This window comes from Polaribacter sp. SA4-12 (assembly GCF_002163675.1).
In the GTDB taxonomy this organism is placed as follows: Bacteria; Bacteroidota; Bacteroidia; order Flavobacteriales; family Flavobacteriaceae; genus Polaribacter.
In genome coordinates, this window is record NZ_CP019334.1 from 1693712 (window position 1) to 1717686 (window position 23975).

The 23975-nt window shown below is 29.9% G+C and carries 25 protein-coding genes; 6 read left to right on the forward strand and 19 right to left on the reverse strand.

Annotation, left to right across the window (positions count from 1 at the left end; genetic code table 11):
- Positions 1-14: 14 nt before the first annotated feature.
- Together ftsH and rsfS are read right to left on the reverse strand one after the other, a co-directional pair.
- Positions 15-2006 (reverse strand): ATP-dependent zinc metalloprotease FtsH, encoded by a 1992-nt coding sequence (ftsH, locus tag BTO07_RS07245; RefSeq protein ID WP_087520598.1) that lies wholly within the window; start codon positions 2004-2006, stop codon positions 15-17.
- A 20-nt stretch (positions 2007-2026) separates the two neighbouring features.
- On the reverse strand, positions 2027-2395 hold the full coding sequence (gene rsfS / locus BTO07_RS07250) for a ribosome silencing factor (RefSeq protein WP_087520599.1): 369 nt from the start codon (positions 2393-2395) through the stop codon (positions 2027-2029).
- Positions 2396-2482: 87 nt separating this feature from the next.
- On the opposite strand from rsfS, the gene BTO07_RS07255 reads away from it, so the two are divergent.
- A complete protein-coding gene (locus tag BTO07_RS07255) occupies positions 2483-3214 on the forward strand; it encodes a biotin--[acetyl-CoA-carboxylase] ligase (RefSeq protein ID WP_087520600.1) in 732 nt (243 codons plus the stop codon).
- On the opposite strand, the gene BTO07_RS07260 is transcribed toward BTO07_RS07255, so the two are convergent.
- Both BTO07_RS07260 and pyrE read right to left on the reverse strand, forming a co-directional pair.
- On the reverse strand, positions 3211-3600 hold the full coding sequence (locus BTO07_RS07260) for an orotate phosphoribosyltransferase (protein WP_087520601.1): 390 nt from the start codon (positions 3598-3600) through the stop codon (positions 3211-3213). The two genes, BTO07_RS07255 and BTO07_RS07260, sit on opposite strands and share 4 nt — an antisense overlap.
- A gap of 12 nt (positions 3601-3612) precedes the next feature.
- Entirely contained in the window at positions 3613-4254 is a 642-nt protein-coding gene (gene pyrE, locus BTO07_RS07265) for an orotate phosphoribosyltransferase (RefSeq protein ID WP_087520602.1), read from the reverse strand.
- A gap of 7 nt (positions 4255-4261) precedes the next feature.
- On the opposite strand from pyrE, the gene BTO07_RS07270 reads away from it, so the two are divergent.
- Together BTO07_RS07270 and BTO07_RS07275 are read left to right on the forward strand one after the other, a co-directional pair.
- Positions 4262-4867 carry an NUDIX hydrolase gene (locus BTO07_RS07270; RefSeq protein WP_087522575.1) on the forward strand — a complete coding sequence of 202 codons (606 nt, stop codon included), beginning with the start codon at positions 4262-4264 and terminating at the stop codon, positions 4865-4867.
- A gap of 42 nt (positions 4868-4909) precedes the next feature.
- Positions 4910-6802, forward strand: coding sequence for a SulP family inorganic anion transporter (locus BTO07_RS07275; protein WP_087520603.1), 1893 nt, complete (start codon positions 4910-4912; stop codon positions 6800-6802).
- Positions 6803-6900: 98 nt separating this feature from the next.
- On the opposite strand, the gene BTO07_RS07280 is transcribed toward BTO07_RS07275, so the two are convergent.
- Genes BTO07_RS07280 through dcm form a run of 5 tightly spaced genes read right to left on the reverse strand, consistent with a single transcriptional unit; the run spans position 6901 to position 13627 of the window.
- Entirely contained in the window at positions 6901-7626 is a 726-nt protein-coding gene (locus tag BTO07_RS07280) for a hypothetical protein (protein ID WP_087520604.1), read from the reverse strand.
- 20 nt (positions 7627-7646) lie between these two features.
- Positions 7647-8630, reverse strand: coding sequence for a PD-(D/E)XK motif protein (locus tag BTO07_RS07285; protein ID WP_087520605.1), 984 nt, complete (start codon positions 8628-8630; stop codon positions 7647-7649).
- Between the two features lies 1 nt (position 8631).
- The gene (locus BTO07_RS07290; protein WP_087520606.1) at positions 8632-10800 is read right to left on the reverse strand and encodes a Z1 domain-containing protein; all 2169 of its coding nucleotides are present in this window, start codon (positions 10798-10800) and stop codon (positions 8632-8634) included.
- A gap of 3 nt (positions 10801-10803) precedes the next feature.
- Positions 10804-12336 carry an ATP-binding protein gene (locus BTO07_RS07295; RefSeq protein WP_087520607.1) on the reverse strand — a complete coding sequence of 511 codons (1533 nt, stop codon included), beginning with the start codon at positions 12334-12336 and terminating at the stop codon, positions 10804-10806.
- Positions 12329-13627 carry a DNA (cytosine-5-)-methyltransferase gene (dcm, locus tag BTO07_RS07300; protein WP_087520608.1) on the reverse strand — a complete coding sequence of 433 codons (1299 nt, stop codon included), beginning with the start codon at positions 13625-13627 and terminating at the stop codon, positions 12329-12331. The genes BTO07_RS07295 and dcm overlap by 8 nt, the downstream gene beginning before the upstream one ends.
- A gap of 388 nt (positions 13628-14015) precedes the next feature.
- Here dcm and BTO07_RS07305 point away from each other — a divergent pair, with 388 nt between their 5' ends.
- The gene (locus BTO07_RS07305; RefSeq protein ID WP_087520609.1) at positions 14016-14414 is read left to right on the forward strand and encodes a DNA-binding protein; all 399 of its coding nucleotides are present in this window, start codon (positions 14016-14018) and stop codon (positions 14412-14414) included.
- Positions 14415-14439: 25 nt separating this feature from the next.
- Here the strand turns inward: BTO07_RS07305 and BTO07_RS07310 are convergent, their stop codons facing one another.
- From BTO07_RS07310 to BTO07_RS07340, 7 genes are all read right to left on the reverse strand, one after another.
- Positions 14440-15543 (reverse strand): lactonase family protein, encoded by a 1104-nt coding sequence (locus tag BTO07_RS07310; protein WP_087520610.1) that lies wholly within the window; start codon positions 15541-15543, stop codon positions 14440-14442.
- A 6-nt stretch (positions 15544-15549) separates the two neighbouring features.
- Entirely contained in the window at positions 15550-16062 is a 513-nt protein-coding gene (locus tag BTO07_RS07315) for a pyridoxamine 5'-phosphate oxidase family protein (RefSeq protein WP_087522576.1), read from the reverse strand.
- A gap of 13 nt (positions 16063-16075) precedes the next feature.
- Positions 16076-17821: a M14 family metallopeptidase gene (locus BTO07_RS07320; RefSeq protein WP_087520611.1), complete on the reverse strand. Its 1746-nt coding sequence runs from the start codon at positions 17819-17821 to the stop codon at positions 16076-16078.
- 6 nt (positions 17822-17827) lie between these two features.
- The gene (locus BTO07_RS07325) at positions 17828-18790 is read right to left on the reverse strand and encodes an energy transducer TonB (RefSeq protein WP_157663305.1); all 963 of its coding nucleotides are present in this window, start codon (positions 18788-18790) and stop codon (positions 17828-17830) included.
- Positions 18791-18812: 22 nt separating this feature from the next.
- A complete protein-coding gene (gene coaD / locus BTO07_RS07330) occupies positions 18813-19271 on the reverse strand; it encodes a pantetheine-phosphate adenylyltransferase (RefSeq protein ID WP_087520613.1) in 459 nt (152 codons plus the stop codon).
- Positions 19272-19390: 119 nt separating this feature from the next.
- Entirely contained in the window at positions 19391-19753 is a 363-nt protein-coding gene (locus BTO07_RS07335) for a four helix bundle protein (RefSeq protein ID WP_087522577.1), read from the reverse strand.
- 197 nt (positions 19754-19950) lie between these two features.
- Positions 19951-20925, reverse strand: coding sequence for a D-alanine--D-alanine ligase (locus BTO07_RS07340; protein ID WP_087520614.1), 975 nt, complete (start codon positions 20923-20925; stop codon positions 19951-19953).
- 92 nt (positions 20926-21017) lie between these two features.
- On the opposite strand from BTO07_RS07340, the gene BTO07_RS07345 reads away from it, so the two are divergent.
- On the forward strand, positions 21018-21575 hold the full coding sequence (locus BTO07_RS07345; RefSeq protein WP_087520615.1) for a PASTA domain-containing protein: 558 nt from the start codon (positions 21018-21020) through the stop codon (positions 21573-21575).
- Between the two features lie 215 nt (positions 21576-21790).
- Positions 21791-22831 carry an RluA family pseudouridine synthase gene (locus tag BTO07_RS07350; RefSeq protein ID WP_087520616.1) on the forward strand — a complete coding sequence of 347 codons (1041 nt, stop codon included), beginning with the start codon at positions 21791-21793 and terminating at the stop codon, positions 22829-22831.
- A 123-nt stretch (positions 22832-22954) separates the two neighbouring features.
- On the opposite strand, the gene BTO07_RS07355 is transcribed toward BTO07_RS07350, so the two are convergent.
- Genes BTO07_RS07355 through BTO07_RS07365 form a run of 3 tightly spaced genes read right to left on the reverse strand, consistent with a single transcriptional unit; the run spans position 22955 to position 23844 of the window.
- Positions 22955-23278, reverse strand: a complete 324-nt coding sequence (locus tag BTO07_RS07355; RefSeq protein ID WP_087520617.1) for a hypothetical protein — start codon at positions 23276-23278, stop codon at positions 22955-22957.
- Between the two features lie 24 nt (positions 23279-23302).
- Positions 23303-23605, reverse strand: a complete 303-nt coding sequence (locus BTO07_RS07360) for a type II toxin-antitoxin system RelE/ParE family toxin (protein ID WP_087520618.1) — start codon at positions 23603-23605, stop codon at positions 23303-23305.
- Complete coding sequence (locus BTO07_RS07365; protein WP_087520619.1) at positions 23602-23844, reverse strand: type II toxin-antitoxin system ParD family antitoxin; 243 nt, start codon at positions 23842-23844, stop codon at positions 23602-23604. Before BTO07_RS07365 ends, BTO07_RS07360 begins: the two co-directional genes overlap by 4 nt.
- Between the last annotated feature and the right edge of the window lie 131 nt (positions 23845-23975).

Consider the following 23975-nt stretch of genomic DNA (forward strand, 5'->3'; position numbering starts at 1 on the left):
TTAAAGATGTTTAATTATTCTTCAGTGCTTTCTGCTACTGGTTGAATATCTTCCTTTTCTTCAATTACTTTTTCTTTTTTTGCTTCAACCTGGGGTAAAATATCCTCAAAAGGCCTTTTTCCAAATATTTTTTCTAAATCATCTTTAAAGATAACTTCTTTTTCTAATAACAATTCAGCAAGAACAGTCAATTTATCTTTATTCTCATCTAAAATCTCTATAGCTCTTTCATATTGAGCTTCAATCATTTTAGAAATTTCTTTATCGATTTTCTTTCCAGTTTCTTCACTATAAGGCTTTACAAAACCATCATTACCTGAAGAATCATAATACGTAATATTACCTATTTCTTCATTTAAACCATACACAGTAACCATTGCTCTAGCTTGCTTAGTAACTTTTTCTAAATCACTTAAAGCTCCTGTAGAAATTTTATCAAACATTACTTTTTCTGCTGCTCTACCACCCATTGTAGCACACATTTCATCTAACATTTGTTCAGTTTGAACAATCATTCTTTCTGCTGGTAAATACCAAGCAGCACCTAAAGATTGACCCCTAGGAACAATTGTAACCTTTACCAATGGAGCAGCATGTTCTAACATCCAACTTATAGTTGCATGACCCGCTTCATGAAAAGCAATCACTTTTTTCTCCTTTGGAGTAATCACTTTATTTTTCTTTTCTAAACCACCAACAATTCTATCTACAGCATCTAAAAAGTCTTGATGATGAATTGCTTTTTTACCATTTCTAGCAGCAATTAAAGCAGATTCATTACACATATTAGCAATATCAGCTCCAGAAAAACCAGGAGTTTGCTGTGCTAAGAAATCAATCTTAACATCTTCTGCTAATTTTAAAGGTTTAATATGTACTTCAAAAATTTCTTTTCTTTCATTAATATTAGGTAGATCTACATAAATCTGTCTATCAAAACGACCTGCACGCATTAACGCACTATCTAAAACATCTGCTCTGTTTGTTGCAGCTAATACAATAACATTAACATCTGTACCAAAACCATCCATTTCAGTTAATAATTGATTCAACGTGTTTTCACGTTCATCATTACCACCAGTCATACTATTTTTTCCACGAGCTCTACCAATAGCATCAATCTCATCAATAAAAATAATAGAAGGTGATTTTTCTGCAGCTTTCTTAAATAAATCTCTTACACGAGAAGCACCTACACCTACAAACATTTCAACAAAATCTGAACCAGATAAAGAGAAGAAAGGAACATCAGCTTCACCTGCAACAGCTTTAGCTAATAATGTTTTCCCTGTTCCTGGAGGCCCTACTAATAATGCTCCTTTTGGAATTTTACCTCCTAAAGATGTATATTTTTCTGGGTTTTTTAAGAAATCTACAATTTCCTGAACCTCTTCTTTTGCACCTTCTAAACCTGCTACATTTTCAAATGTAGTTTTCACCTTTGTGTCTTTATCAAAAAGTTTCGCTTTAGATTTACCAATGCTAAAAATTTGACCTCCACCACCAGATCCTGCTCCACCACCAGACATTCTTTTCATAAAGAATAACCAAACTGCAATTAAAACAATAAATGGTAAGAAACCAATAATCATATCTACAAAACTGGTCTTGTCTTCGTTTTTTACATCGAAGGTTAACCCATTTTCTAATTTAGCTTTTTCTAAGTTGTTCTCAAAATTCTCTAGATTCCCAATATTGTACTCATATAAAGAAGCGCCTTTTGTATAAAAAGCAGAATTTAAAAGTTTACTGTATTTTTCTTTACTTAATGCTTCTTCCTTAATAAAAATCTGAGCGACACTATTATTTAAAATAACAATTTTAGAAATGTCATTTTCTTTTAATACTTCACTAAACTCATTTTTCGTAATACTTTTAGTAGCTAAATCTCCACTACTAAAAAATTGAAATGCGATTATTACTACAAATATTGCACCATATATCCAATATGCATTAAACTTAAATTTAGGCATATTAGGCTTACTATCTTTTTTTGAATCACTCATTTAGTTATAAAATAAAAAAATTAAACTGATTTTATCTCTGTAATTTTTGCATCACCCCAAAGACTTTCAATATCATAAAACTCACGAATATGTTTTTGAAAAACGTGCACTGCAACGTTTACATAATCCATTAAAATCCATTCAGAGTTTGTTTGTCCTTCGATATGCCAAGGCTTGTCTTTAAGCTCTTTACTAACTATTTTCTGAATAGAACCAGAAATCGCATTTACTTGTGTATTTGAATTACCAGAGCAGATTATAAAATAATCGCAAACAGTATTTTCTATATCTCGTAAGTCTAATAATTGAATATTCTCTCCTTTAACTTCATCAATCCCTTTAATAATAAAAGCAATTAAATCATCTGTGCTTACTTGTTTCTTCGTCATTAACTTTCTTTCTAATTTAACGCAAAGTTATTATATTTTTGCGAGTATTTTGTGTATTATTACAGTAGTTTACAGTTTATTTAACACTTGAAAATAATCAAACTTGATGCCATAGATTCTACAAATTCTTTTTTAAAGAATTTGTCGCTAACTTCTGCCCTAGAAAATCTAACGGTAGTTGTTACCCAAAAGCAATCAAAAGGAAGAGGTCAACAAGAAAGTTCATGGATTTCTGAACCCTACAAAAACCTTACGTTCAGTGTATTTATCTCACTTAACGATGTGAAAATAATTCATAGAAGATATTTAAATTTCGCAATTTCTTTATCCATTTATAATGTACTTTTTGATAAAAAAATATCGAAACTTTCTATTAAATGGCCCAACGACATTCTGTCAGCAAACAAGAAAATTTGTGGAATTTTAATAGAAAATAGTTTTTTTGGAGACAAAATAAAGAGTGCTATTGTAGGAATTGGGTTAAATGTGAATCAAGAAATTTTCCCAAACTCACTTCCTAACGTTACTTCTTTAAAATTAGAAACTAAAATAACATCTGATTTAGATGTTTTGCTAAATGATATTTTAATTGAACTTCAAAATAACATTAAGTTATTAGAATCTAAATATTTTCATCTTTTAGAAAAACAATATTTAGATGTTTTGTACAAAAAAAACATCCCTACTATGTTTAAAAATAGTAAGGATGAGATTTTTATGGGATTTATTTCCGGTGTTTCTGATGATGGAAATTTACAAATTCAATTAGAAGATGATTCTATCGCAGAATTCGGAATTAAAGAAGTTTCTATTCTTTAAAGTTTCCCTATATTTTCTGTAAGTGTATCTACAAATTTTGTCAATGGTTTTTTAATCATCATTGCCATCATTGGATTAAAATCTCCTGCGAAATCTAACTTGACTTCCGTTTTATTTTCTGAAATTTCTTTAATATCTGCTGCCAATGTAAAAGGTAATTTACTACTTGCTGCACCTAACGTAATGTTAGAAAACTCCGTTTTCTCTTTTAAAACCAATCTAATTTCCGGCATTCCTGGTAGTCCAAATATAAAAGACTCTCCATCAACTTCAAATTTCTGAATATTCTCAGGCATGATTCCTTCAAAATTCTTTAAGTCTGTAAAAAAAGTAAATACTTCTTCAGCAGATTTTTCAACAACTACTGTATTTCCGTTTATATTCATTCTTTAGTTTTTTTATTGTTTCCACTCACTCGGACTCTTTCTCCAGTCGTTTAAAGTAATTAGCTCTTTATCGGTAATATAACTACTATCTAAAGCTTGCTCTAATAAACTTTCGTAATTACTTAACGTAGATAATCGAACTCCTTTTTCTTCAAAATTTTTGTCAGCAACGTCAAATCCGTAAGAAAAAATAGCAACCATACCTTTAACTACAGCACCTGCTTCTTTTAAAGCTTCCACTGCATTTAAGCTACTATTTCCTGTACTAATCAAATCTTCAATTACCACAACATTTTGTCCGCTTTCTAAATGCCCTTCAATTTGGTTCTTTCTACCATGTTTTTTTGGCTCTGGCCTAACATAGATAAAAGGAACACCTAATTCTTGAGCTACTAAAATTCCAATAGCGATTGCGCCTGTAGCAACACCAGCAATTACATCTGGCTTACCGTATTCTAATTCAACAATTTTTGCAATTTCTTCTTTTAAAAAAATACGAACTGGTGGATAAGATAACGTAATTCTATTATCGCAATATATTGGAGACTTCCAACCTGACGCCCAATTAAATGGATCACTAGGGCTCAATTTTATTGCTTTAATTTGCAATAAATGTGCAGCTGTTTTTTTTGCCGTATCTTTGTTTAAAATCATAAAGCAAATGTATAAAGTTTTTGTAAATGATACTCCAATAATTATCACTTCTTCTATAAAAAAAGTAAATTCCTTTCCTACTTACCACTTTAAAAATGTTGTTTTCGATGAAATTATCCAAAAACTTACAAATAAAGAGCTAAAAGGCATTAACTTATATTCTACTGATATAGAGAACGATTGGAAGTTATTTCTTACAAATTTAAAGGTAATTCCTGCTGCAGGTGGCTTGGTTTTAAATTCTAAAAACGAGGTGTTATTTATTTACAGAAATGGTGTTTGGGATTTACCAAAAGGGTGGATTGAGAAGGGAGAAACCATTGAAATAGCTGCTATTAGAGAAGTGGAAGAAGAATGTGGTATTTTCAATTTAAAATTGATTAAACCTTTAATTACAACGTATCATATTTATTTTCATAAAGGCGCTAAACTAAAACAAACGTATTGGTTTTTAATGACTTCAGATTATCAGAAAGAATTAATTCCGCAAATAGAAGAAGGAATTACCCAAGTTGCTTTCAAAAATGAGGCAGAAACCGAAGAAGTTTTCAAAAACACCTACGAAAACATTAAATTAGTGTACGATACTTACAAAGAAGGATCGTTTTCTTAAAAAACCACCTATCTTTGCCGACTTGTAAAAATTACCAAAATTATGACTGATTTTATTAGAAAAATAATGCCGAATGCAAAAGATGATGTCCTTGCAGGAATAACCGTTTCTTTAGCGATGATTCCAGAAGTTGTGGCTTTTGCTTTTGTGGCACAAATAAGCCCAATAGTAGCTTTGTTTGGTGCTTTTGTAGTAGGAATCATTTCTGCCGTTTTTGGTGGAAGACCAGGATTAATCTCTGGAGCAGCAGGTGCAGTAGCTGTTATTTTTGTACATATGATACAAGAAGGACACGCAAAAGGATTGCTTTTTGATACGCCTGTAGAAAATATGGGTTATTTTTATCTCTTAGCCGCCGTTGTTTTAATGGGAATTATACAGGTTTTTGCCGGTGTTTTTAAACTAGGAAAATTTGTACGTTTAATTCCTCATCCTGTAATGATGGGATTTGTAAACGGATTGGCCATTGTTATTTTTATGGCGCAATTAGGGATGTTTAAAGAAAATAAAAAAGATTTCTTCGGACAAAACATGCGTAATACCGAATCGAAAGAGTTGGTTTACAATGTATCTAACAACCAAGTAAAAGATATCATGTCTGGTACGGTGTTATTTTCAATTGATGGTAAATCAATAAAAAACAGTACTACAAAGGAAGAAGTATTTTTCTTATCTGACGGACAAGTATTTGATGCAAAAACAAAGAAAGTTGTTTTTAACGCGTCAGAAGAAGGCTTTTATTCCGTAAAAGATAGCGGTGTTGTAAAAACAACCATGCAAGGAAAAACTTTATATATAATGATTGGTTTGGTTTTGCTAACTATGTTAATTGTTTGGGGTTTACCTAAAATAACCACAAAAATACCCGCTGCATTAACTGCTATTTTAATTGTTACTTTAATTTCAATTTTTAGTGGATTGGGTTCTATTAATGTTGGCGATTTTATTAGAGATGGTGGTGGCGCAGGTTTAAACGGAATTGCAGAACTTTCTAAGAATTTAAACGTTTTAGAATTATGGAGCAACCTTCCTTTTAATTTAGATACTTTAAAATTTATAGCTCCTTATGCTTTTTTAGCAGCTTCTGTTGGTTTAATAGAAACGTTAATGACTATGAATTTGGTAGATGAATTAACAGAATCTAGAGGGAATGGAAACAAAGAATGTATTGCGCAAGGTGCAGGTAACATTGTAAGTGGCGCATTTGGAGGAACTGGTGGTTGTGGTATGATTGGGCAAACCGTTATTAATATAAATGCTGGTGGACGTGGACGTTTATCGGGTGTAATGATGGCGTTAACCTTATTAACCTTTATTTTATTTGCTGATAAATATATTGAGCAAGTACCCATTGCAGCACTTGTTGGTGTGATGTTTATGATGGTGATAGAAACTTTTGCTTGGTCTAGTTTTAGAATTTTAAAGAAAATACCAATGTCTGATGCCGCTGTATTAATCATTGTTTCTGCAGTAACTGTTTTCTTTGATTTAGCAATTGCAGTATTTGTGGGTGTTATTATTTCTGCTTTATCTTTTGCTTGGACAAGTGCTAAGAAAATTAGAGCTAGAAAACGTTTTAAAGAAGATGGAACAAAAATTTATGAAATTTGGGGACCTCTTTTCTTTGGAAGTATTACTGACTTTAATGATAAGTTTGATATAAAAAATGATCCTGATGTTATTGAAATTGACTTCGTAGAAGCGCGTATTTCTGATCACTCAGGTATAGAAGCTATCTTTATTTTGGTTGAAAAATACCAAGCTGCAGGTAAGAAAATTACATTGAAACATTTAAGTGAAGATTGTAAACTATTGTTATACAAATCTAGCCCAACGTTTAAAGATGTTATTGAAGAAGGTATTGATGACCCTCGTTATCACTTAGCTGCGAATCCTGAAGATTTCCCAAAACCTTTAGGTGAGTATAAGTTTTAAGGACTTTTAAAAACATAATAAAAAAGCTCAACTTTTAAAAGTTGAGCTTTTTTTATGGTTTTAGAATAATTTTTATGTGATAACTGTTAAATATACATTCACTTATCAAATTTAGATTTTTTGTAAAGATTATTAACTATTTTAAACCAATCTTTAAACGTCATTTCCTTAAATTCATTTTCGTAATATTTCATACAAAGCTCTACAGCCTCAAGTACTCTATTATTTTCTATTACAGGATTTATAGTATTCAATAATTTAAAATCAGTTACCTCTACAATTTTACCAGGATTCAATTTTAATTTAGACTCATTTACTTCATTCTTTTTATTATTATTTTCATAATTATTAAACTCAAATAATTCAGGTAATATTTTAAAGAATTGTTCTAATTTAGTACGACTAAAAATTATTATCTTTTCACCATTTTTCAGAAAACCTGAGTTGAATTTATTTTTTTCAAAATTAGACTGAAGTGAGTGTCTTGAATATAATGATACATTATTTTTTGCATTTAGCCTGTCTTTTATTTTTCCAGGATTCCAACTGACCATAGAATCATTTTCCACATCATAGCCAAGGATAATAAATGGTATTTTTGCCTTAAAAATTTCATTAAAATGCTCACTAAATGGCAATTGAACTCGAGTTATATCTGGAGATTTTTTGAAATAAGCAGAAGATATATTTTTTAAAAAAACAAAAAACTCCTTTTCATGAATTTGTATTAAAAAAGGATTTCCATCTTTATAGCTAAAACTTTCAATTTCATTTAAAGTTTCTACAAATTTTAATTTTAGGTCTTTAGCTAATATCTTTCTCATATTATGTATTAATTATAAGTTTAATTTATTAAACTTAAATGAAGTAACGAATCCTCGTTAATATTAATAACTTGCTTTATTTTTGATAAGTCGGAATCAAAATGAACTCTAGAGATCTCAGAACCAATTAATAAATTATCAATTTTTGGCACTAATTTACTATCATAAAATGCTAAGGAGTCAATTGCCATATGATAATCAAAATATTTATCAAAAGATTTTTCAAAATCACAACCTAATGTATTTAAAATAATCTGATTTATTTTAATTATTATTTCTTTATTATATATTTTTTCAGCTATTAACTCAAGTAAGTCAAAAATAGTTTTCCCCATACCTGTTTCAACAGTAAATAATGATGCTATAATTAATTTTGAATTATTATTTGGATTTAATTGCTCTAGTGAAAAGGTGTGAATTCGCTTACTTTTAGAAGTACTCTTTACTTCTATTTTATCAATACCATCGTTGAAATCAAATTTATCAGAAGGGGATACATGCCATGAGTTAATCAAATATTCAGGGTTTTTCGATTGTTCTATAACTAATAATTCAGACCAAAGTCCTTGAATTGTTTTTATTGGAAGTTTTGTAAATCTATTAAAAAGACTAATTAGATTTTCAATTTCAACTTTAAGTTCTTTTAATTTAGTAACTTCTGGTAGTTTTAAAACAAGTAAATATATTATGTTTAAAAAATATTCTTGTAAATCAACCGAACTCGTTTTCAAAGCTATAATAGTATAAACCCCTTCTATTTCTATTTTTTTACTAGAAACTAAACTACATTTTTGATTAAAATGTATTGAAATTGCCGATAAATTTATATCAAGAACCTTTTCTTGTGATTTGATTTCACTATTTATAAAAAATAGTGGTAATCCTTTTACAGATAAACCAATTTTATGTTTCTTTATTTTGGGCAAAGAAGCAATAGCAAAGCCTTCATTATTAGAAGTGTTATTTTTTTTAAGTTCTTGAAATATTTTGAATATAGAATTCATATTAAATTTTGTTTATGCCAGCAAATGAATGTGAAAACTCTTCAGGATAATACAAACCTAGCGTATGCACTAATTTATTATCCCATTGCAAGGAATCATGTTTTATTTTAATTTTATGAATCTGAATACAAATAGAATCTTCAAATTTAATCCCCTTATCTCCTGGATATATTTCAACTCCTGAAGTAGATCGTCCTGAGAAAATATTATTAATTTTTAAATTATGATCTCTATCTATTAAACTTCTTCTCCTAACTTTCGTTACTGAATAAGCCATCTCAAAAATATAAACATGGTCTATTATCTTTTTATCAGCAAGAAAACGCAAATACTGAATGGTTGATGATTTTCTTAATGTATCTGGCATATTTGCAATTTTGAAGTTATTTAAAAATTCAATTGCTGCAATAATATCAATTTTAAGATATCTATGACACCTATCTTTACTGTCATATTTTCTAAATTCTTGAAAAGTGCAATTTGAAATAAATTTTTCAATAAAATTATTGTTCTCAGAAATGTGCTGTAAAGCGTTAATTTGGCGCCATCCTCTTAATTTATGTTTAACAAGATTAACTGACAAAATATTATTTCGAGTTGGGTTTACATTTCCTTTTATAATTAATAATTGTTCATACTCTTCAAGAGTGTGTTCTTTTAAATTAGCTCTAAATATTTCTTCATGTTCAACATACTCTCTGTACTCTAAAATTGAATCGTTTGGTAGATAAACTCTACAACTATCTATAAAATTTTTCTTATATCCAAAAAAACGACATCTTTGTTGAATGGTGTCTGCATTAGATTTCCCAAGACTATAACGAGGCATATAAGAAACCATTAACCCCTCAACCGTATAACCTCTATTTAACATATCAGCACCTACTAGTATATGTGCAGTTGCATTACTCCAGTCTATTTCTTTAGAGCCAGAAATTACTAATTCAATATTTGTATCTAATAAAACTTGTAAAATCTCCTCTAAAACCTCATCAAATGTAGGTGGGTTTTGAATTCTTCTTACAGCCTCTGTATAATTATCCTTAAATTGTTCTATTAATTCATTTTTACTTGGATCTCCATCATTCAACCCTAAACGATCTTCCCAACTATCTTTTAATAGCCTTATCCAGTCATGGAATTGACGACTTGTATCTTTAAGGCTATCAGCATGTACTAGCATAGATAAAAACTTTTCTTTTTCTTGTATATTAACGATAATAGCAACTCCACAAATATAAACTTGAAAAGCATTGATCAAACTTTGTGGACATTCTGCAAGTGGATTTCTTTTATGATGATAAACTTCATTTTCAGGTATAGAGATAATTAAATCCGTGTTTTCTTGAAAAAATGTTTTTCCTCCTGTATATGATTTACCCGGAGTTAGTACTTTGTGAAATTTAGGAGATAGTAAATCCATTATATTTATTAACAATGGACCTTGCGGTGTTGCAGTATATTGAATGTAGGAGTGATTGGGTAACTTTGCTCTTAAATTTAATATACTAGAATAGGTAGAACTAAACTCATCTTCATCCCAATCTTCATTTTTACTATTTTTTCTTCCATAGGTATTTAAACTTGCCTGGTCTGCTTCATCATCAATTATTAAAACACCATTATTGCCAAGTGCTTCTTTTACTTCAAATGATTCAAAAATCTTTGTTAATTCGGCAATATGTTTATAATGTTTTAAGACTGTAATAAGAATAGCAGGTTTATTTTTTAGCAAAAGGGCACTTTTAATTTTTAAGTGCATATTATCCATTATTTTCGGACTCTCATAAACTTTAAAATAGCGGCTATTATCTGAATCAGTTAATAAATCCTTTTTTAAACGATTTGTAGTTTGATCTAATAAATTAAGTTTTATTCCAGCAAAATAAATAATTATTCGGAATCCATTGTCAATTGCTAAAGCAGATAATGTAGTAAAAGACATTGTTTTACCACTTTGAACATAACCAATTGCAATTCCTGTTGTACTTCCGATCGTGTCAATTGGGTTGATACAATTTTTCAAAAGACTTTCTGACTCAAATAGCAAAGTCTCTTTCTCTTCTTTGTCTAATTTATCCAATCGAGAGATTAAATCGACTGTTCTTTCACCTTGACAAATACTAAAAGTAGATTCTTTTTTGTTAATTATTTTTATTTTTTCAGACATCTGTTAAAGGTTTTTAATAAATGAATTAAAGTTCAGTCTTATATTTCCTGCAGATGTAGTTCCTTGTGAAGGTGCAATGATTTCAGCAAGAACTAGTGATCTAATTATTTGAATTATTGGTTGATAATCTTCTTCTTTCTTTAGGCTGTCATAACCTGTAAAAAATGAATGAGCTAAATTTATTGTATAGATAATTTTTTTATGGAAAAGTTCATCTTCATGAATTGTCATTGAATATAAATCCGAAACTACCTCGTCGGTTATCAGTTTCAAAATCAATTTATATTTCTCGCCTTTTAATTCAATAATGTTTTCATGAGAATCAATTGTACCTTCTTTCTTAGAGTATTCAATATTTATTTCTGATAATGATTTCTCCTCAATTTCTCTTATAGAAAAGTCAATGTTTTCATTTAAAGCTAACTTATCATTGCTTTTTTTCAAAATTTTAACAATGCTTTTACCTACTGTTTTGTTATGAAAATTTGTTTTTGGCTTTATATACTTTTCAGCTTGCGTGTATAAATCCAGTTCTTTATTAGAAATTTCAGCTTTTAGAGCCTCCATTAAAGCTTCTAGGTCTTCATGTTCTTGAAAACTCCCTTTATTAAAACTTACTGAAAATCCTTCTAATTCTAATTCTCCAAAAATCCTTTTATATCTCGGTGAACCATTCTGACCACAGAGTACTTTTGGTCTGTATTTCTCATCATGACTCCCTTCAATTACACGTCCTCTCCGAAAAAGTGACAACCCATTTATAGTGCTAGAACTCATGGTATTTAAAACTCCAATGAAACCAGTAGCTTTATATTTACCAGTTGTGAAACTTATATTTTTTTTCCACTCTATTAGCTTTCCATTCTTATCCTTGTAAAAAGGTGCTACTAAAATTTCAGGTTCCTCATATATTAATTCATCATCGTTAATAAAAAGTTTCATATCACCATTTCGTATAAATTTCCTATATATACTAACTAAGTGTCTTTTTATTTTATCTATCTGATGATTAGAAGGTGAGTTAAAGGAAAGTTTATTTAGTGTTAGTTCCGTGAAATGGTTATTTACTTCCTTTTCCTTCTTTTTAACCACTAATATTTCTTTATCTTCAGCTAATACTTTTTTTAAATCAAATTCAACTAACCTTTCTTCTTTTTCATTAAGACCGGCTGTTCGCACAGCCCAAATATCAGCTAGCCATATTGATGCAGTTTTCATCCCCATACCAAATTCGTGTAATCCGGTGTTATCAATTGGTATGTTTGCTGGTTCAAAGGCTCTCTGGAAATTTTTAAAATCTATACCAGCAGCATTGTCATATATTTTTATTTCGTCATTTTCTTTATCTATTGTTATTCTAACTTCGAACTGATAATTATCATTAACACTATATAATCTTACTTTATTATTTTCAAAACTTTGAACAGCGTTATCTACAAATTCACCTAAAGCATACCAGGCAGTATTATTTAAGTTTCTAAACTGACCATAAACACCAGTTTGAATTTTTATTGATACATTTTCTATATTATTCATAATCCCTTATTAGATTAATAGCTATTTTTTTTACTACACCAACATTCACCGCATTTCCTAATGCTCTGAAGGCTTTAGCACTTGTTGCTGGTAATTGATTTAATTCCTCCATACATTGTAATTTTGCAGCCTCATTTCTAGTCATATATCTTTTTAGCCAAGGAAAAATAGGGATTTGAGTAGTAGTTAAAACCAATGCAGGGGAATAGGTTGGTTTTTTAACTCTAATACCAGATGGTCTGAATTGAACAATTTTATCCTTTATTATAAGTGGATCTTTGTTTCCACAATTCCATTCAAACTTTTGATGGCTATTTTCAAATTCTTTAATTTTTGGAATCCAAGTATCTAACCATTCTTTATGTTTTGCATAAAACGCTCTATTCGATCTGATATAGTTTTTTTTCCAATGAGGAAATTCAGATTGATTTTTTTTAAGTCCGTCCTGCGCATATGTAGGTAAACATTTTAATAAGTCATCAAAAGAACTCCCCTTTATGATCTCCCCAAACACACCTTTATGATTTTTTAAATCTTTTGCATATTGTTTTATTGGAGCTTTACCCTCAAACGGATAATCCGCACCAAACTCCATAGCCCATATAGGAAATCTTGGCACTTCTTCTGCCTTTAAATGTGTCAAAAACTCTTGCCAAACGTCCAAATGATTTTGAGTTTTTTCTTTCAAAGCCATAAAATCATCATCCTCAGGTATAACGATACTATGTATACTTATGTCATCATGCTCTTCTCTTTTCGGGAATTTAAAATCAACAAGCCCTCCTTTTTCTTTCAATCTCCCAACAATATAAAATCTTGAACGATGCTGAGGAATACCAAAGTGATGTGGTGATAATATTTCTTCTTTAACATCATATAATTTTGATAATTCATCATATATTACTTTCCAAGTATTGCCTTCATCATGTCCTTTCAGATTTGCAACGTTTTCTAAAAAAACAAATTCTGGTTTGTGACGATTTAAAATTTCCATTATTTTATAAAAGAGATTACCATTTGTTGGATCTTCTAAACCTAACCTTGCTCCAGCTTTTGAAAATGGTTGGCAAGGAAAACCGGCACAGAGTATATCATGATCTGGTATTTTATTTACATCAACTAAATTGATGTCTCCATCAATATCAGTATTATGATTTTCTTTATATAACTTTCTAAGTTCAATATTTAGTTCACTAGCAAATACGCAAGTATGATTTAATGACTGAAGTGCTAAATGAAAACCACCAAGACCAGCAAATAAGTCTATAAATTTTAAATTTTGTCTAGGCATTCATGTTATCTTTTTTAATAAATTAAATTATATTTTACATATCTTTTACAAGCCATCTAAAGTAAAAAACTATTTGCAATAACTTATCCTATGCCTCGTTAAATTATCACAAATAAAAAGGAAGTATGTATAACTTATTAATGAAGTATTATAAACATTAGGATTAACAGGTATCCTCTATAACATAAGCACGATACCTTTACAACACGCATCACTATCTATTTTATAAAAACACTAGTATAAATACATAAAAGTACTAGTATATTTAAAAAAATATACTAATATAAAATATAATAAATTGTAGTATTTTTACAACTAAGGCATTTAACAACCTGTACCTAAGGTAGAACCCTTCAATTTTAAAGATACAAAATAAAAAGCACAAATTATGGCTATCCGTTACAGAATTACAAAAAGAAGTAATAGCATACAAAATAAACAAGAACAGTATATCATGCAAGCTGTACACACTGGTAAAATAGATTTAGATTTTATAAGTAGCGCCATTAGTAATGAGTGTAGTTTACACGAAGTTGATGTAAAAGCAGTGTTAATGGCATTGGGTATAAAGTTAGACTATTATTTACAACGTGGTAATATTGTAGATTTAGGTGATGTTGGTAAATTTAAAATGGGCTTTAAAAGTACCGCAGAAGATGATCCTGCAAAATTATCACCTAAAAAAAACATTCAGAAATACCATATCAATTACCAACCCTCTGTAAAGTTAAAAAGAAAACTAAAAGGGGAAGTTACCACCTATAAAGAAGGTAGCAGAAGTGTGTAATTGTTACGTTACGTTACAATATTATTTAAAACAAAATACAAACGGGCATTGGCGCAGCAACTTCACTTACAAATGTTAATTTACCTGTTTTGGCATCGCGTTTAAAAGAAACGATGTTATTGGTATCTTGATTTGCAACCAATAGGTATTTTTCATCTGGAGATAAAGAAAAGTTACGAGGATGTTTTCCTAAAACAGGTTGGTAACCAATTGTTTTTAACGTTCCGTTTTCTGGATTTACTTCATACATTACAATCGATTCATGTCCACGATTGGAAGCATATAAAAACTTACCATCTTTAGAAATATGAATATCTGCCGCTTTACTAAATGCGGTAAAGTCTTTTGGTAAGGTAGCTATTGAGAAATCTACATAATAAGATTCGTTTTTTTCTTTTACCAACGAAACTGTATTATTCAATTCATTTAAAACATAGATCCATTTATTATTTGGATGAAAAGTTAAGTGTCTTGGACCTGCTCCTTCAGCCATTTGTAAGGTTTTTTGTGCTGTAAATACAAGTGCGCCTTTTTGAGTATCAATGGTAGAAAACCATAATTGATTGGTTCCTAAATCTACAGAAATCACTTCTTTTTTAGTTGGGTGAAACCAAGCTGAATGTGCATGCGGAGATTTTTGTCTGTTTGTGGTTCCTTTACCTGTATGTTGTTGCACATTTAATAATGTTGATAATGTACCAGAAGCTTCCGCTTTTAATAAACCAACACTTCCTCCACCATAATTTGCCGCTACAATATAATTCTCCTCATTAATTGCGACAAAACAAGGTCCTGCTCCACCTGTTTCTTCTTTACTAATCAATTGTAAAGCATCTTTTTCAATTTTAAAAGACTTTATAAATCCTGTTCCGTTTTTATTCGTTTCACCAACTGCAAAAAGGGTTTTATCATCATTAGATTTTACTAAAAAAGTGGGGTTTATCGTTTCTGCTACCAAACCAACTTGTTTGAGTATTCCTTCTTTAGAAAGTTCGTATTTATAAATTCCTTTAGAATCTTTCTTTGTGTAAGTTCCCACATAAAAAGGGGTTGTTATTTCTTCTTTCATTTTTGAATCTTGACAATTAAAAAGGATTGTAAAGGCGAATACTACTAATATCTTTTTCATATTTATTTATTTTTTAAATTTTATTATTGGAGTTTCCCAAGTAATGGAATCTCCAAAAACACCATGTTTTTCACTAATTACATTGGCTGTTTTGGGTGTGAATTTTATCAACCTATAATCTGTACTTCTATTTTTATAAAAGTCTTTCCATTCGTTTTTCCAAAACTGTTCTTTTTCTTTTGGCGTATTTACAATGCTTGCAACTCCTTGTAAAGTTACATAACTTGCATTTTCTTTATCAAAATAATACAAGGTTACATTTTGGTTTTGTTGTATCTGGCTGACTTTAGAACTCTTCGATTTTGTACCCATCCAAACGGTAAAATCCTCTTGTGGTAAAAAAGGATCCATCGCTCTTGCATGTGCAATTCCTAAAGAATCTACCGTAATTAAGGCACAGTTTTTTGCAGCAACCATAATTTCTTTTGCAATTTCTTTTAAATCTGTATTTACGGGTGCTGGTGCTTTAGTACAACTGAATAAAACAATGAAGAACAACGAAAAAACTACTGATTTCATCAAACTTAAAAATTTAAAAGATTTTAAAAACGGGTACGCGTAAATGTGCTTTTTCATAATGAGGAGAATTTTTATAAATGAAATTCAATTGCATTCTCGGGTTTTCAGCAAACACTGTATCGTTTTTCATTTTCTCATCAAACGCCCTTTTAATTGCTGAATTATCTGCCAAAATTTGCGCTGCAACATCTTCAAAAACATACGAAGAGAAGCCTTCTTTTTGCTGTAAAATCGTATCGAAAAAGTTCCAATTAAAAAATGAATCTGTCGCTTCTGCTTCCAACGTTTCTAACAAATAACGAACGCCATTTTGATTTGTATCAATATATACATCTCCTTTTCTAAACTGAATAGCTTGTGTTGTTTTCGTTATGGTTGTATTGTAATGTAAATAATGACCTTCATATGCCGTTTTTCGGGTTTCGAAAGCATCAATATGGTTCACCTCAACAGAAATCAACGTATCCTTTTCTAAACGTGTAAACGCAATGTTATTGTTTTTTAAACGCGCTACAACTTTATGCCAACCTTGTTGTAAAATATAGGCTTTAGGAATATCAACAGACTTTGTTGCCACAAAATTATTGTAATATTTTACGGGTTTTATGTAAGGCTTTGTAGTATCGTAAAACAAGCGTTTTCCTGTGGTTACTTTACTATCTATATAAGTACCTTCATATCCTTTAAACTGTAATTCTGTAGGATTTTTTGTATCAACAGCAAAAGCAATTGGATACTTTTCTTTAGATAAAATTTCTTCCACTGCTTTTGCTCTTAATTCTTTAATTTTTAGAGAGTTTTCTTGAGTAAAATCCAATGCAGAAAAAAGCAACTCATAGGTTTGTGTTACTCTAACCTTATAGGGTTTTAACATGTGCGTTTCCACCATAAGACCTAAGGTGTTAAATAAGGTTGTATAACCTGTAGAATATCTTGGTGAATCGAAAAACTGAGAAAAACCTGCTTCTGGCGTTGTGCCCCAAACATTTACATAAGGCGTAATTGCTATGTTTTTACTTTGCAAAGATTGCTCCAAACTTGGGCGCATTTCATTTTCTAAAAAAGCACCTAACTTCCCTCCTAGTTTATTATGTTGCGTAAATAAATGTGTAATTGCATATTGATAATCTGCGCCATTACTAACATGATTGTCTATAAAAACATCTGGATTTACAGTATGAAAAATTTCCGAAAAAGCGGCTGCATTTTTACTGTCTTGTTTGATAAAATCTCTATTTAAATCGAAGTTTCTAGCATTTCCTCGAAATCCGTATTCTAAAGGTCCGTTTTGATTTGCTCTTGTATGTGAATTTCTATTTAAAGAACCACCAATATTATACACAGGAATGACACAAACAATAGCATTTTTATATTTTTCTATTAAAGAATCGTTTTGAACAATGTCTCTAATCAACAGCATAGAAGCATCAATTCCGTCTGATTCTCCTGGATGAATTCCGTTATTAATTAGAATTTTACGCTTCGTTGAATTTTTAATTTCATCAATATTATAAACGCCTTCTCTATTATAAACCACTAAATGTAATGGTTCGCCAGAATCTGTTTGTCCGAAGGTAAAAAGAGAAACATTTGCGTAGGCTTCAGACAATTCTTTATAAAAAGAGATGACATCCTTGTATACTGGAGTTTCAGTTCCTTCTGACGTTTCAAAAAGTGTTGTAAAATCTTTCTTATTCTCTGAATCTTTTCCACAAGAAACCATCAAAATCACGAAAAGAAACAGCATTAATTTCTTCATAAAAACTTATTCTGAAAAATGTAAATCTAAAGAATAGGTAGAATCATAAGCCTGACCTCTTTTTTTAGCAGGAAACCATCCTTTCATTTCTGACAATACTCTTTTTACTTCTGTATTATAATCTCCCGTTAAGCCTCTTATTATATTTACATTTTGAACAAGTCCTTCTTTGGTTATTAAAAACTTTACATTAATATCTCCACCAACTCCAACTTTCTTTGGTTTAAAGTTGTTATCCACATATTTTCTTACAGAACTTTTGTCATTTTTCTTATAATAAGCGGGTGCAAACACTTCTTTATAATCAAAACTAGCACCTTCAGTATTCCAACTAGTTCCTTTAGTTAACACTCCTTTTTTATAAGTTTCTTCATACTTTTTCACTTTTCCATCAAAAGCAGTCCAAGTTTCATTTCTTACTCCTTTTTTGTAACTCCCTTTAATTAAAAGTCCATCATCATCTTTGTACTGAACGAAACCATTTCCTTTTTTCACAGTTTGCCTTCCTTTTTCATCCCAAAAATTAACCATTACCTTTTTTACTTTATCATTAAAGTAATTTTCAGAAACTTCTTTCTGTTCACATTTCTTTTCTCCATTTGGGTAAAAATAAGTCCAAATACCAGCACCTTTTTTACCATTTACAGTTTGTCCTTCAGAAGCCTTTTTACCATTTTTGTGATAAGAAATATAATCGCCATTAGACATTAATATTTGTAAACCATTGGTTGTAAATTTAGAATCTAAAATGTATGTATTCTTAGATTCATCTAACAAATACTTTTCTACTTTATAAGTATCATTAGCTACATTAGTTTCTTTAAGAATCACTAGCGTATTGGTTTTACCATAAGTTGCTCTATTATTTTCATAATACAAGGTATCGCCTACTTTATAATAAGAACTTTTTTGAGAAAACCCAACAAATGTTATGATCATTAATATGACTGTAGTTACAATTTTTTTCATTTCTCTTGATTTAGTTTATTAATTACTTCTTTACTCTAACCGCTTTAGGAACTAACTTTGTATAATCTCCGTTATTTCTAATTACATCTCTTACAATTGAAGAAGAAATATAAGAGGTACTTGCCGCTGTTAATAAAAACACCGTTTCTATAGTAGATAACTCTCTATTTGTATGTGCTATTGCTTTTTCGAACTCAAAATCTGCAGGATTTCTTAAACCTCTTAAAATAAATTCAATATCGTTTTTAGCACAAAAATCTACCGTTAAACCTGTGTAAGTAACTACTTTTACTTTTGGGTTATCAGAAAAAGAATCTTCAATAAATTTTTTACGTTCTTCTAAAGTGAACATATATTTTTTATCTGCATTTACACCAATGGCAATAATTAGTTCATCAAATAAAGTAACTCCACGATTAATAATATCATAATGTCCTGAAGTTAAAGGATCAAATGACCCAGGGAAAATAGCTCTTTTCATATATTTTTTATTTGATGTTTTTTTTTTTTTAATTGATGTTTTTGATTTTTGATGGTTTTGATTTTTTTGAAACAGGAATCAGGACGCTAACGTATTTTTTGATTCCTTATTCTATATAATTATTTCTCTTCTGGTCTATCAATGAAATTTGATATTTTTTGTTGTAATTTATTAATTTTTATTTCTAAGTATTCAAATTTTTCTTGTGAAATAAAATTTAAATTTTTACAAATAATCATTTGTGTTTCCCATTCAAAAGCAGAACCCAAACTATCATCTAAATATTTCATAAAATGCTTATTAGTCCTTTTACTTGAACCTTCAGATATATTTGATGCAATTGACACAGAACACCTATTTAATTGACTTCTTAATCCAAATTTTTCATAATCTGGTAATGTAGCCTTAAACTGATAATTATTAGTAACTAAATCAATTGCTTCTTGCCAAATTTGTAATTTTTTAAAATTATGTCTTTTCATAGCTTTCTTTTTTTTTATTAAATAAACATAAAAAGTAGCATTAAATAGCACTTATTGATCATTTATTTCTTTAAAAAGCTAAAAATCATAATCTTGTCTCCTGTCTCCTGTCTCCTGTCTCCTGTCTCCTGTCTCCTGTTTCAAAAGAGTCCTGTTTCTTGTTTCTTGTTTCTTGTTTCTTGTTTCTAAAGAATCTTCTAATTTAAAGCACTCTCAATAGCATTATCGAATAATTCTTTTAACGAAATTCCTGCTGCTTGTGCTTGTTGAGGCAAAATACTATTTTCTGTAAGACCAGGAACTGTATTCATTTCTAAGAAATGTGGTTCATTATCTACCAAAATAAATTCTGAACGCGAAAACCCAGACATATTTAAAATCGAATATACTTTCTTCGCCACTTCTTCAACTTTAATTTTTATTTCTTCGGATATTCTTGCAGGAGTTATCTCTTGAGATTTCCCTTCATATTTTGCTTCATAATCAAAGAAATCATTTTCTGAAACAATCTCTGTAATTGGCAACACTTTTATGGCTCCTTTATATTGAATTACACCAACAGAAACCTCGGGTCCGTCTAAAAAAGATTCAATTAAAATCTCAGCATCTTCTTTGTATGCTTTTTCTAAAGCGGGTAACATTTCTGCTTTTGTATGTGCTTTAGAAATACCATAACTAGAACCTGCGTTATTCGGTTTCACAAAACATGGCAAACCTACTTTTGCAATTATTTTATCTAAATCTACAACATCACCTTTATTTAAATAGACAGAAACGGCTGTTTTAATGCCATATTCTTTTACAACACTTAACGTATCTCTCTTGTTAAAAGTTAACGCCATTTGATAAAAAGGGGCAGAAGTATGTTTTAAATTGATGAGATTAAAATACGCCAATAACATTCCGTTTTCTCCTGGCGCTCCATGAATTGCATTAAAAACACAATCGAAGGCAACGCAGTTGCCATTAAGTATAAAAGAAAAATCGTTTTTATCAATAGGATATTCTGTATCAGAAGCATCTAAAGCAACCCATTTTTCCTTTAAAATATGGACTCTAAAAGAATTGTACTTCTCTTTGTCTAAGTGGTTATAAACCACATTTCCACTCGTAAGTGAAATATTAACTTCGGATGAATAACCACCCATAACAATTGCAATATTCTTCTTCATTGGTTCTAAAATAATAAAACAAATTTATCAAAATATTTATAGAAATAGCAACGTTTACTTTTTATATCTTTGTATGTTCTAAAAATCAAAAAATGAGTGTTTTTCAATTTATAAAAAGTAAATCCTTCTTTATACAAATTGCTATTGCAATTGTAGGTTTATTGGTATTTATTTTTGCCTTAAAATATTGGTTAGGTTTTTCTACCAATCACGATCAAAAAATTCAAGTTCCTAACCTACATAAAATGTCTTTAGAAGATGTAGGTAAAAAACTGAAAGAATTAGATTTAGATTTTATCGTAATTGATAGCGCAAGTTACAATCCAAACTATCCAAAGAAATCTGTGATAGAACAGAGTCCTGAAACTGGAGATTTTGTAAAAGAAAAACGTAAAATTTATTTGACTTTAAATCCATCTAAATATAGAGATGTTACCATCCCAGATTTAAATGGAAGAACAAAAAGACAAGCTGTTTCTCAATTACGTGCTAAAGGATTAAATGTGGGTACAAATTTCACGTTTGTAAATGATATTGGTAAAGATGTTGTACGTGGATTGCGTTATAAAGGACAAATTTTAAACACAGGAGATAAATTACCACTAAATTCTATTGTAGATTTGGTTTTAGGTGATGGAAAAGGGAACTAGTAAGCAGTAAGCAGTAAGCAGTAAGCAGTAAGCAGTAAGCAGTAAGCAGTAAGCAGTAAGCAGTAAGCAGTAAGCAGTAAGCAGTAAGCAGTAAGCAGTAAGCAGTAAGCAAAAATAAAAATTCTAACAAACATACACTTTGTGATTTTAAAACTTTGAAATTTTGTGACTTTACAACTTTTTTCTCTTTTAAACTTTACAACTAAATTAAATAAATGCAAGAAGATCAACCTCAAGATATAGAAAACGACGATTTACACGAACATTACAGGTTTACAGCTAGTGAAGGACAAGAACCTTTAAGAGTCGATAAATTCTTAATGAATTTCATCGAAAACGCTACCAGAAGTAAAATTCAGCAAGCTGCAAAATCAGGTAATATTTTAGTAAACGATGTTGCAATAAAATCGAATCATAAAGTAAAACCACATGATGTTGTAAGAGTTGTTTTATCATATCCACCAGCAGAAAAGTTATTGGTTGCTGAAGATATTCCTTTAGATATTGTGTATGAAGATGATGCTGTAATGGTGGTTAATAAACCTGCAGGAATGGTAGTGCATCCAGGTCATGGAAATTATTCTGGAACTTTAGTAAACGGTTTAATTTATCATATTGAAAACCTACCAACAAACTCTAACGAAAGACCAGGTTTAGTTCATAGAATTGATAAAGATACTAGTGGATTATTAGTGGTTGCAAAAACAGAATTTGCAATGACTAATCTGTCTAAACAATTTTTTGATAGAACTACAGAGCGCTTGTATTATGCGTTGGTTTGGGGACATGTAGAAGATGATGAAGGTACTATTGAAGGAAATATTGGACGTAGTTTTAAAAACAGATTACAAATGGATGTTTTTCCTGACGGCGATTTTGGAAAACATGCTGTTACACATTATAAAGTTTTAGAGCGTTTAACGTATGTAACTTTAGTACAATGTAAATTAGAAACTGGTAGAACGCATCAAATTAGAGCGCATTTTAAACATATTGGTCACACATTATTTAATGATGAGCGTTATGGTGGAGATGATATTTTAAAAGGGACAACGTTTACCAAATACAAACAATTTGTAAACAACTGTTTTAAGGTGTTACCAAGACAGGCTTTACATGCAAAAACATTAGGTTTTACGCATCCAACAACAGGAGAGTTTATGAGGTTTAATTCTGACGTTCCTCAAGATATTACGGATTGTTTAGAAAAATGGAGAACTTATTCTGAGAATTCTAAAGATGTGGAACAGGATTAAGTTATTCAATTTATAAAAATAAAAAAACGATTTAGGTTAGTTCCTAAATCGCTTTTTTTTGATTTTAATTTTATTCTAAAAAACACGAAACTGATTTAAATACACAGTAATTGACATTATTTTCTAATACCTTCTCAAAGGTCTATTTTGGTGCAGCTTTTTATTGAACGCATTGTTTTCTAATTTTTTCAATTCGGGATACTTGGATACTCTTGCTTTTACTACTTCAATTATTTTGTCTAATTGTTTAGATTGAAGAGCTGTATTCCAAATTAATTTATCTCCATTAGCAGCAATTCCCTTTATGTAATTCAAAGATTCAGATTTAAGGAATCTTTGCCATTCCTTTTCTAAACTATTTTTGTCATTCAATCTGTCTTTATAAATGAAAAAATAGATTACAATTGCAACAAAGGAAATGCATCCTAAAACATAAAAGAATACCATATTTCGTTTAGCTTTTATTCTATTTTAATTCAAATATTTTTTGAGATCCATTCTTTGATTTAGAACTCTAACAATTTCTACAAGTTCATTTTCAGTTTTTCTATGAAATATTAAATGTGATTTTACTTTCGTTACTCTGTAGTTTTTTCGTGTTTGTTCTACAGACTTTCCAATCATAAAATTATCTGCTATAAATTCTATTTCCTCTATTATTAAATTATAATATCTATCCGCTTGTTCTTTAGACCACTTGTGCAATGTGTAAATCCAAATATCATTTAAATCATTAATAGCTTGTTCACTAATTCGATATTTATTTATTTTCATAAATATTTTCGATGTAAAGTTTTCAGATGCTCTTTTGGGTTAAAATCATCTACTAAACCACTCTTTTCGCCAATTTCTAAAGCCTTAATTAATTCTCTTTCTTTTTTTTCTTCGCTCTCTAACAGCCTCAGAGCAGAACGAATTACTTCGCTCACTGAACTGTATTTCCCAGAGCTCACTTCATAATTTATAAACTCCTCAAAATGATTTCCTAGAGATATTGATGTGTTTTTTCCCATTTCGAATAATATTTATTCAAATATACCAAAACTTGGTAACCTAACAAAATTCTAGAATTACACAAAAAAAGCTTGCTATTCCAGTTTTTAAACTAGTACAGCTAGCTTTAATAATTACAAAAGTCTTGAAA

What these genes read in the sequence shown, in the direction of transcription:
- dcm (WP_087520608.1), bottom strand. Translation starts at nt 13,627, where the DNA reads ATGCCTAGACAAAATTTAAAATTTATAGACTTATTTGCTGGTCTTGGT.
- BTO07_RS07275 (WP_087520603.1), top strand. Translation starts at nt 4,910, where the DNA reads ATGACTGATTTTATTAGAAAAATAATGCCGAATGCAAAAGATGATGTC.
- BTO07_RS07305 (WP_087520609.1), top strand. Translation starts at nt 14,016, where the DNA reads ATGGCTATCCGTTACAGAATTACAAAAAGAAGTAATAGCATACAAAAT.
- BTO07_RS07310 (WP_087520610.1), bottom strand. Translation starts at nt 15,543, where the DNA reads ATGAAAAAGATATTAGTAGTATTCGCCTTTACAATCCTTTTTAATTGT.
- rsfS (WP_087520599.1), bottom strand. Translation starts at nt 2,395, where the DNA reads ATGACGAAGAAACAAGTAAGCACAGATGATTTAATTGCTTTTATTATT.
- BTO07_RS07355 (WP_087520617.1), bottom strand. Translation starts at nt 23,278, where the DNA reads ATGGTATTCTTTTATGTTTTAGGATGCATTTCCTTTGTTGCAATTGTA.
- BTO07_RS07345 (WP_087520615.1), top strand. Translation starts at nt 21,018, where the DNA reads ATGAGTGTTTTTCAATTTATAAAAAGTAAATCCTTCTTTATACAAATT.
- ftsH (WP_087520598.1), bottom strand. Translation starts at nt 2,006, where the DNA reads ATGAGTGATTCAAAAAAAGATAGTAAGCCTAATATGCCTAAATTTAAG.
- BTO07_RS07280 (WP_087520604.1), bottom strand. Translation starts at nt 7,626, where the DNA reads ATGAGAAAGATATTAGCTAAAGACCTAAAATTAAAATTTGTAGAAACT.
- BTO07_RS07295 (WP_087520607.1), bottom strand. Translation starts at nt 12,336, where the DNA reads ATGAATAATATAGAAAATGTATCAATAAAAATTCAAACTGGTGTTTAT.
- BTO07_RS07260 (WP_087520601.1), bottom strand. Translation starts at nt 3,600, where the DNA reads ATGAATATAAACGGAAATACAGTAGTTGTTGAAAAATCTGCTGAAGAA.
- BTO07_RS07340 (WP_087520614.1), bottom strand. Translation starts at nt 20,925, where the DNA reads ATGAAGAAGAATATTGCAATTGTTATGGGTGGTTATTCATCCGAAGTT.
- BTO07_RS07350 (WP_087520616.1), top strand. Translation starts at nt 21,791, where the DNA reads ATGCAAGAAGATCAACCTCAAGATATAGAAAACGACGATTTACACGAA.
- BTO07_RS07360 (WP_087520618.1), bottom strand. Translation starts at nt 23,605, where the DNA reads ATGAAAATAAATAAATATCGAATTAGTGAACAAGCTATTAATGATTTA.
- BTO07_RS07315 (WP_087522576.1), bottom strand. Translation starts at nt 16,062, where the DNA reads ATGAAATCAGTAGTTTTTTCGTTGTTCTTCATTGTTTTATTCAGTTGT.
- BTO07_RS07365 (WP_087520619.1), bottom strand. Translation starts at nt 23,844, where the DNA reads ATGGGAAAAAACACATCAATATCTCTAGGAAATCATTTTGAGGAGTTT.
- coaD (WP_087520613.1), bottom strand. Translation starts at nt 19,271, where the DNA reads ATGAAAAGAGCTATTTTCCCTGGGTCATTTGATCCTTTAACTTCAGGA.
- BTO07_RS07285 (WP_087520605.1), bottom strand. Translation starts at nt 8,630, where the DNA reads ATGAATTCTATATTCAAAATATTTCAAGAACTTAAAAAAAATAACACT.
- BTO07_RS07335 (WP_087522577.1), bottom strand. Translation starts at nt 19,753, where the DNA reads ATGAAAAGACATAATTTTAAAAAATTACAAATTTGGCAAGAAGCAATT.
- BTO07_RS07290 (WP_087520606.1), bottom strand. Translation starts at nt 10,800, where the DNA reads ATGTCTGAAAAAATAAAAATAATTAACAAAAAAGAATCTACTTTTAGT.
- BTO07_RS07270 (WP_087522575.1), top strand. Translation starts at nt 4,262, where the DNA reads ATGTATAAAGTTTTTGTAAATGATACTCCAATAATTATCACTTCTTCT.
- pyrE (WP_087520602.1), bottom strand. Translation starts at nt 4,254, where the DNA reads ATGATTTTAAACAAAGATACGGCAAAAAAAACAGCTGCACATTTATTG.
- BTO07_RS07325 (WP_157663305.1), bottom strand. Translation starts at nt 18,790, where the DNA reads ATGAAAAAAATTGTAACTACAGTCATATTAATGATCATAACATTTGTT.
- BTO07_RS07320 (WP_087520611.1), bottom strand. Translation starts at nt 17,821, where the DNA reads ATGAAGAAATTAATGCTGTTTCTTTTCGTGATTTTGATGGTTTCTTGT.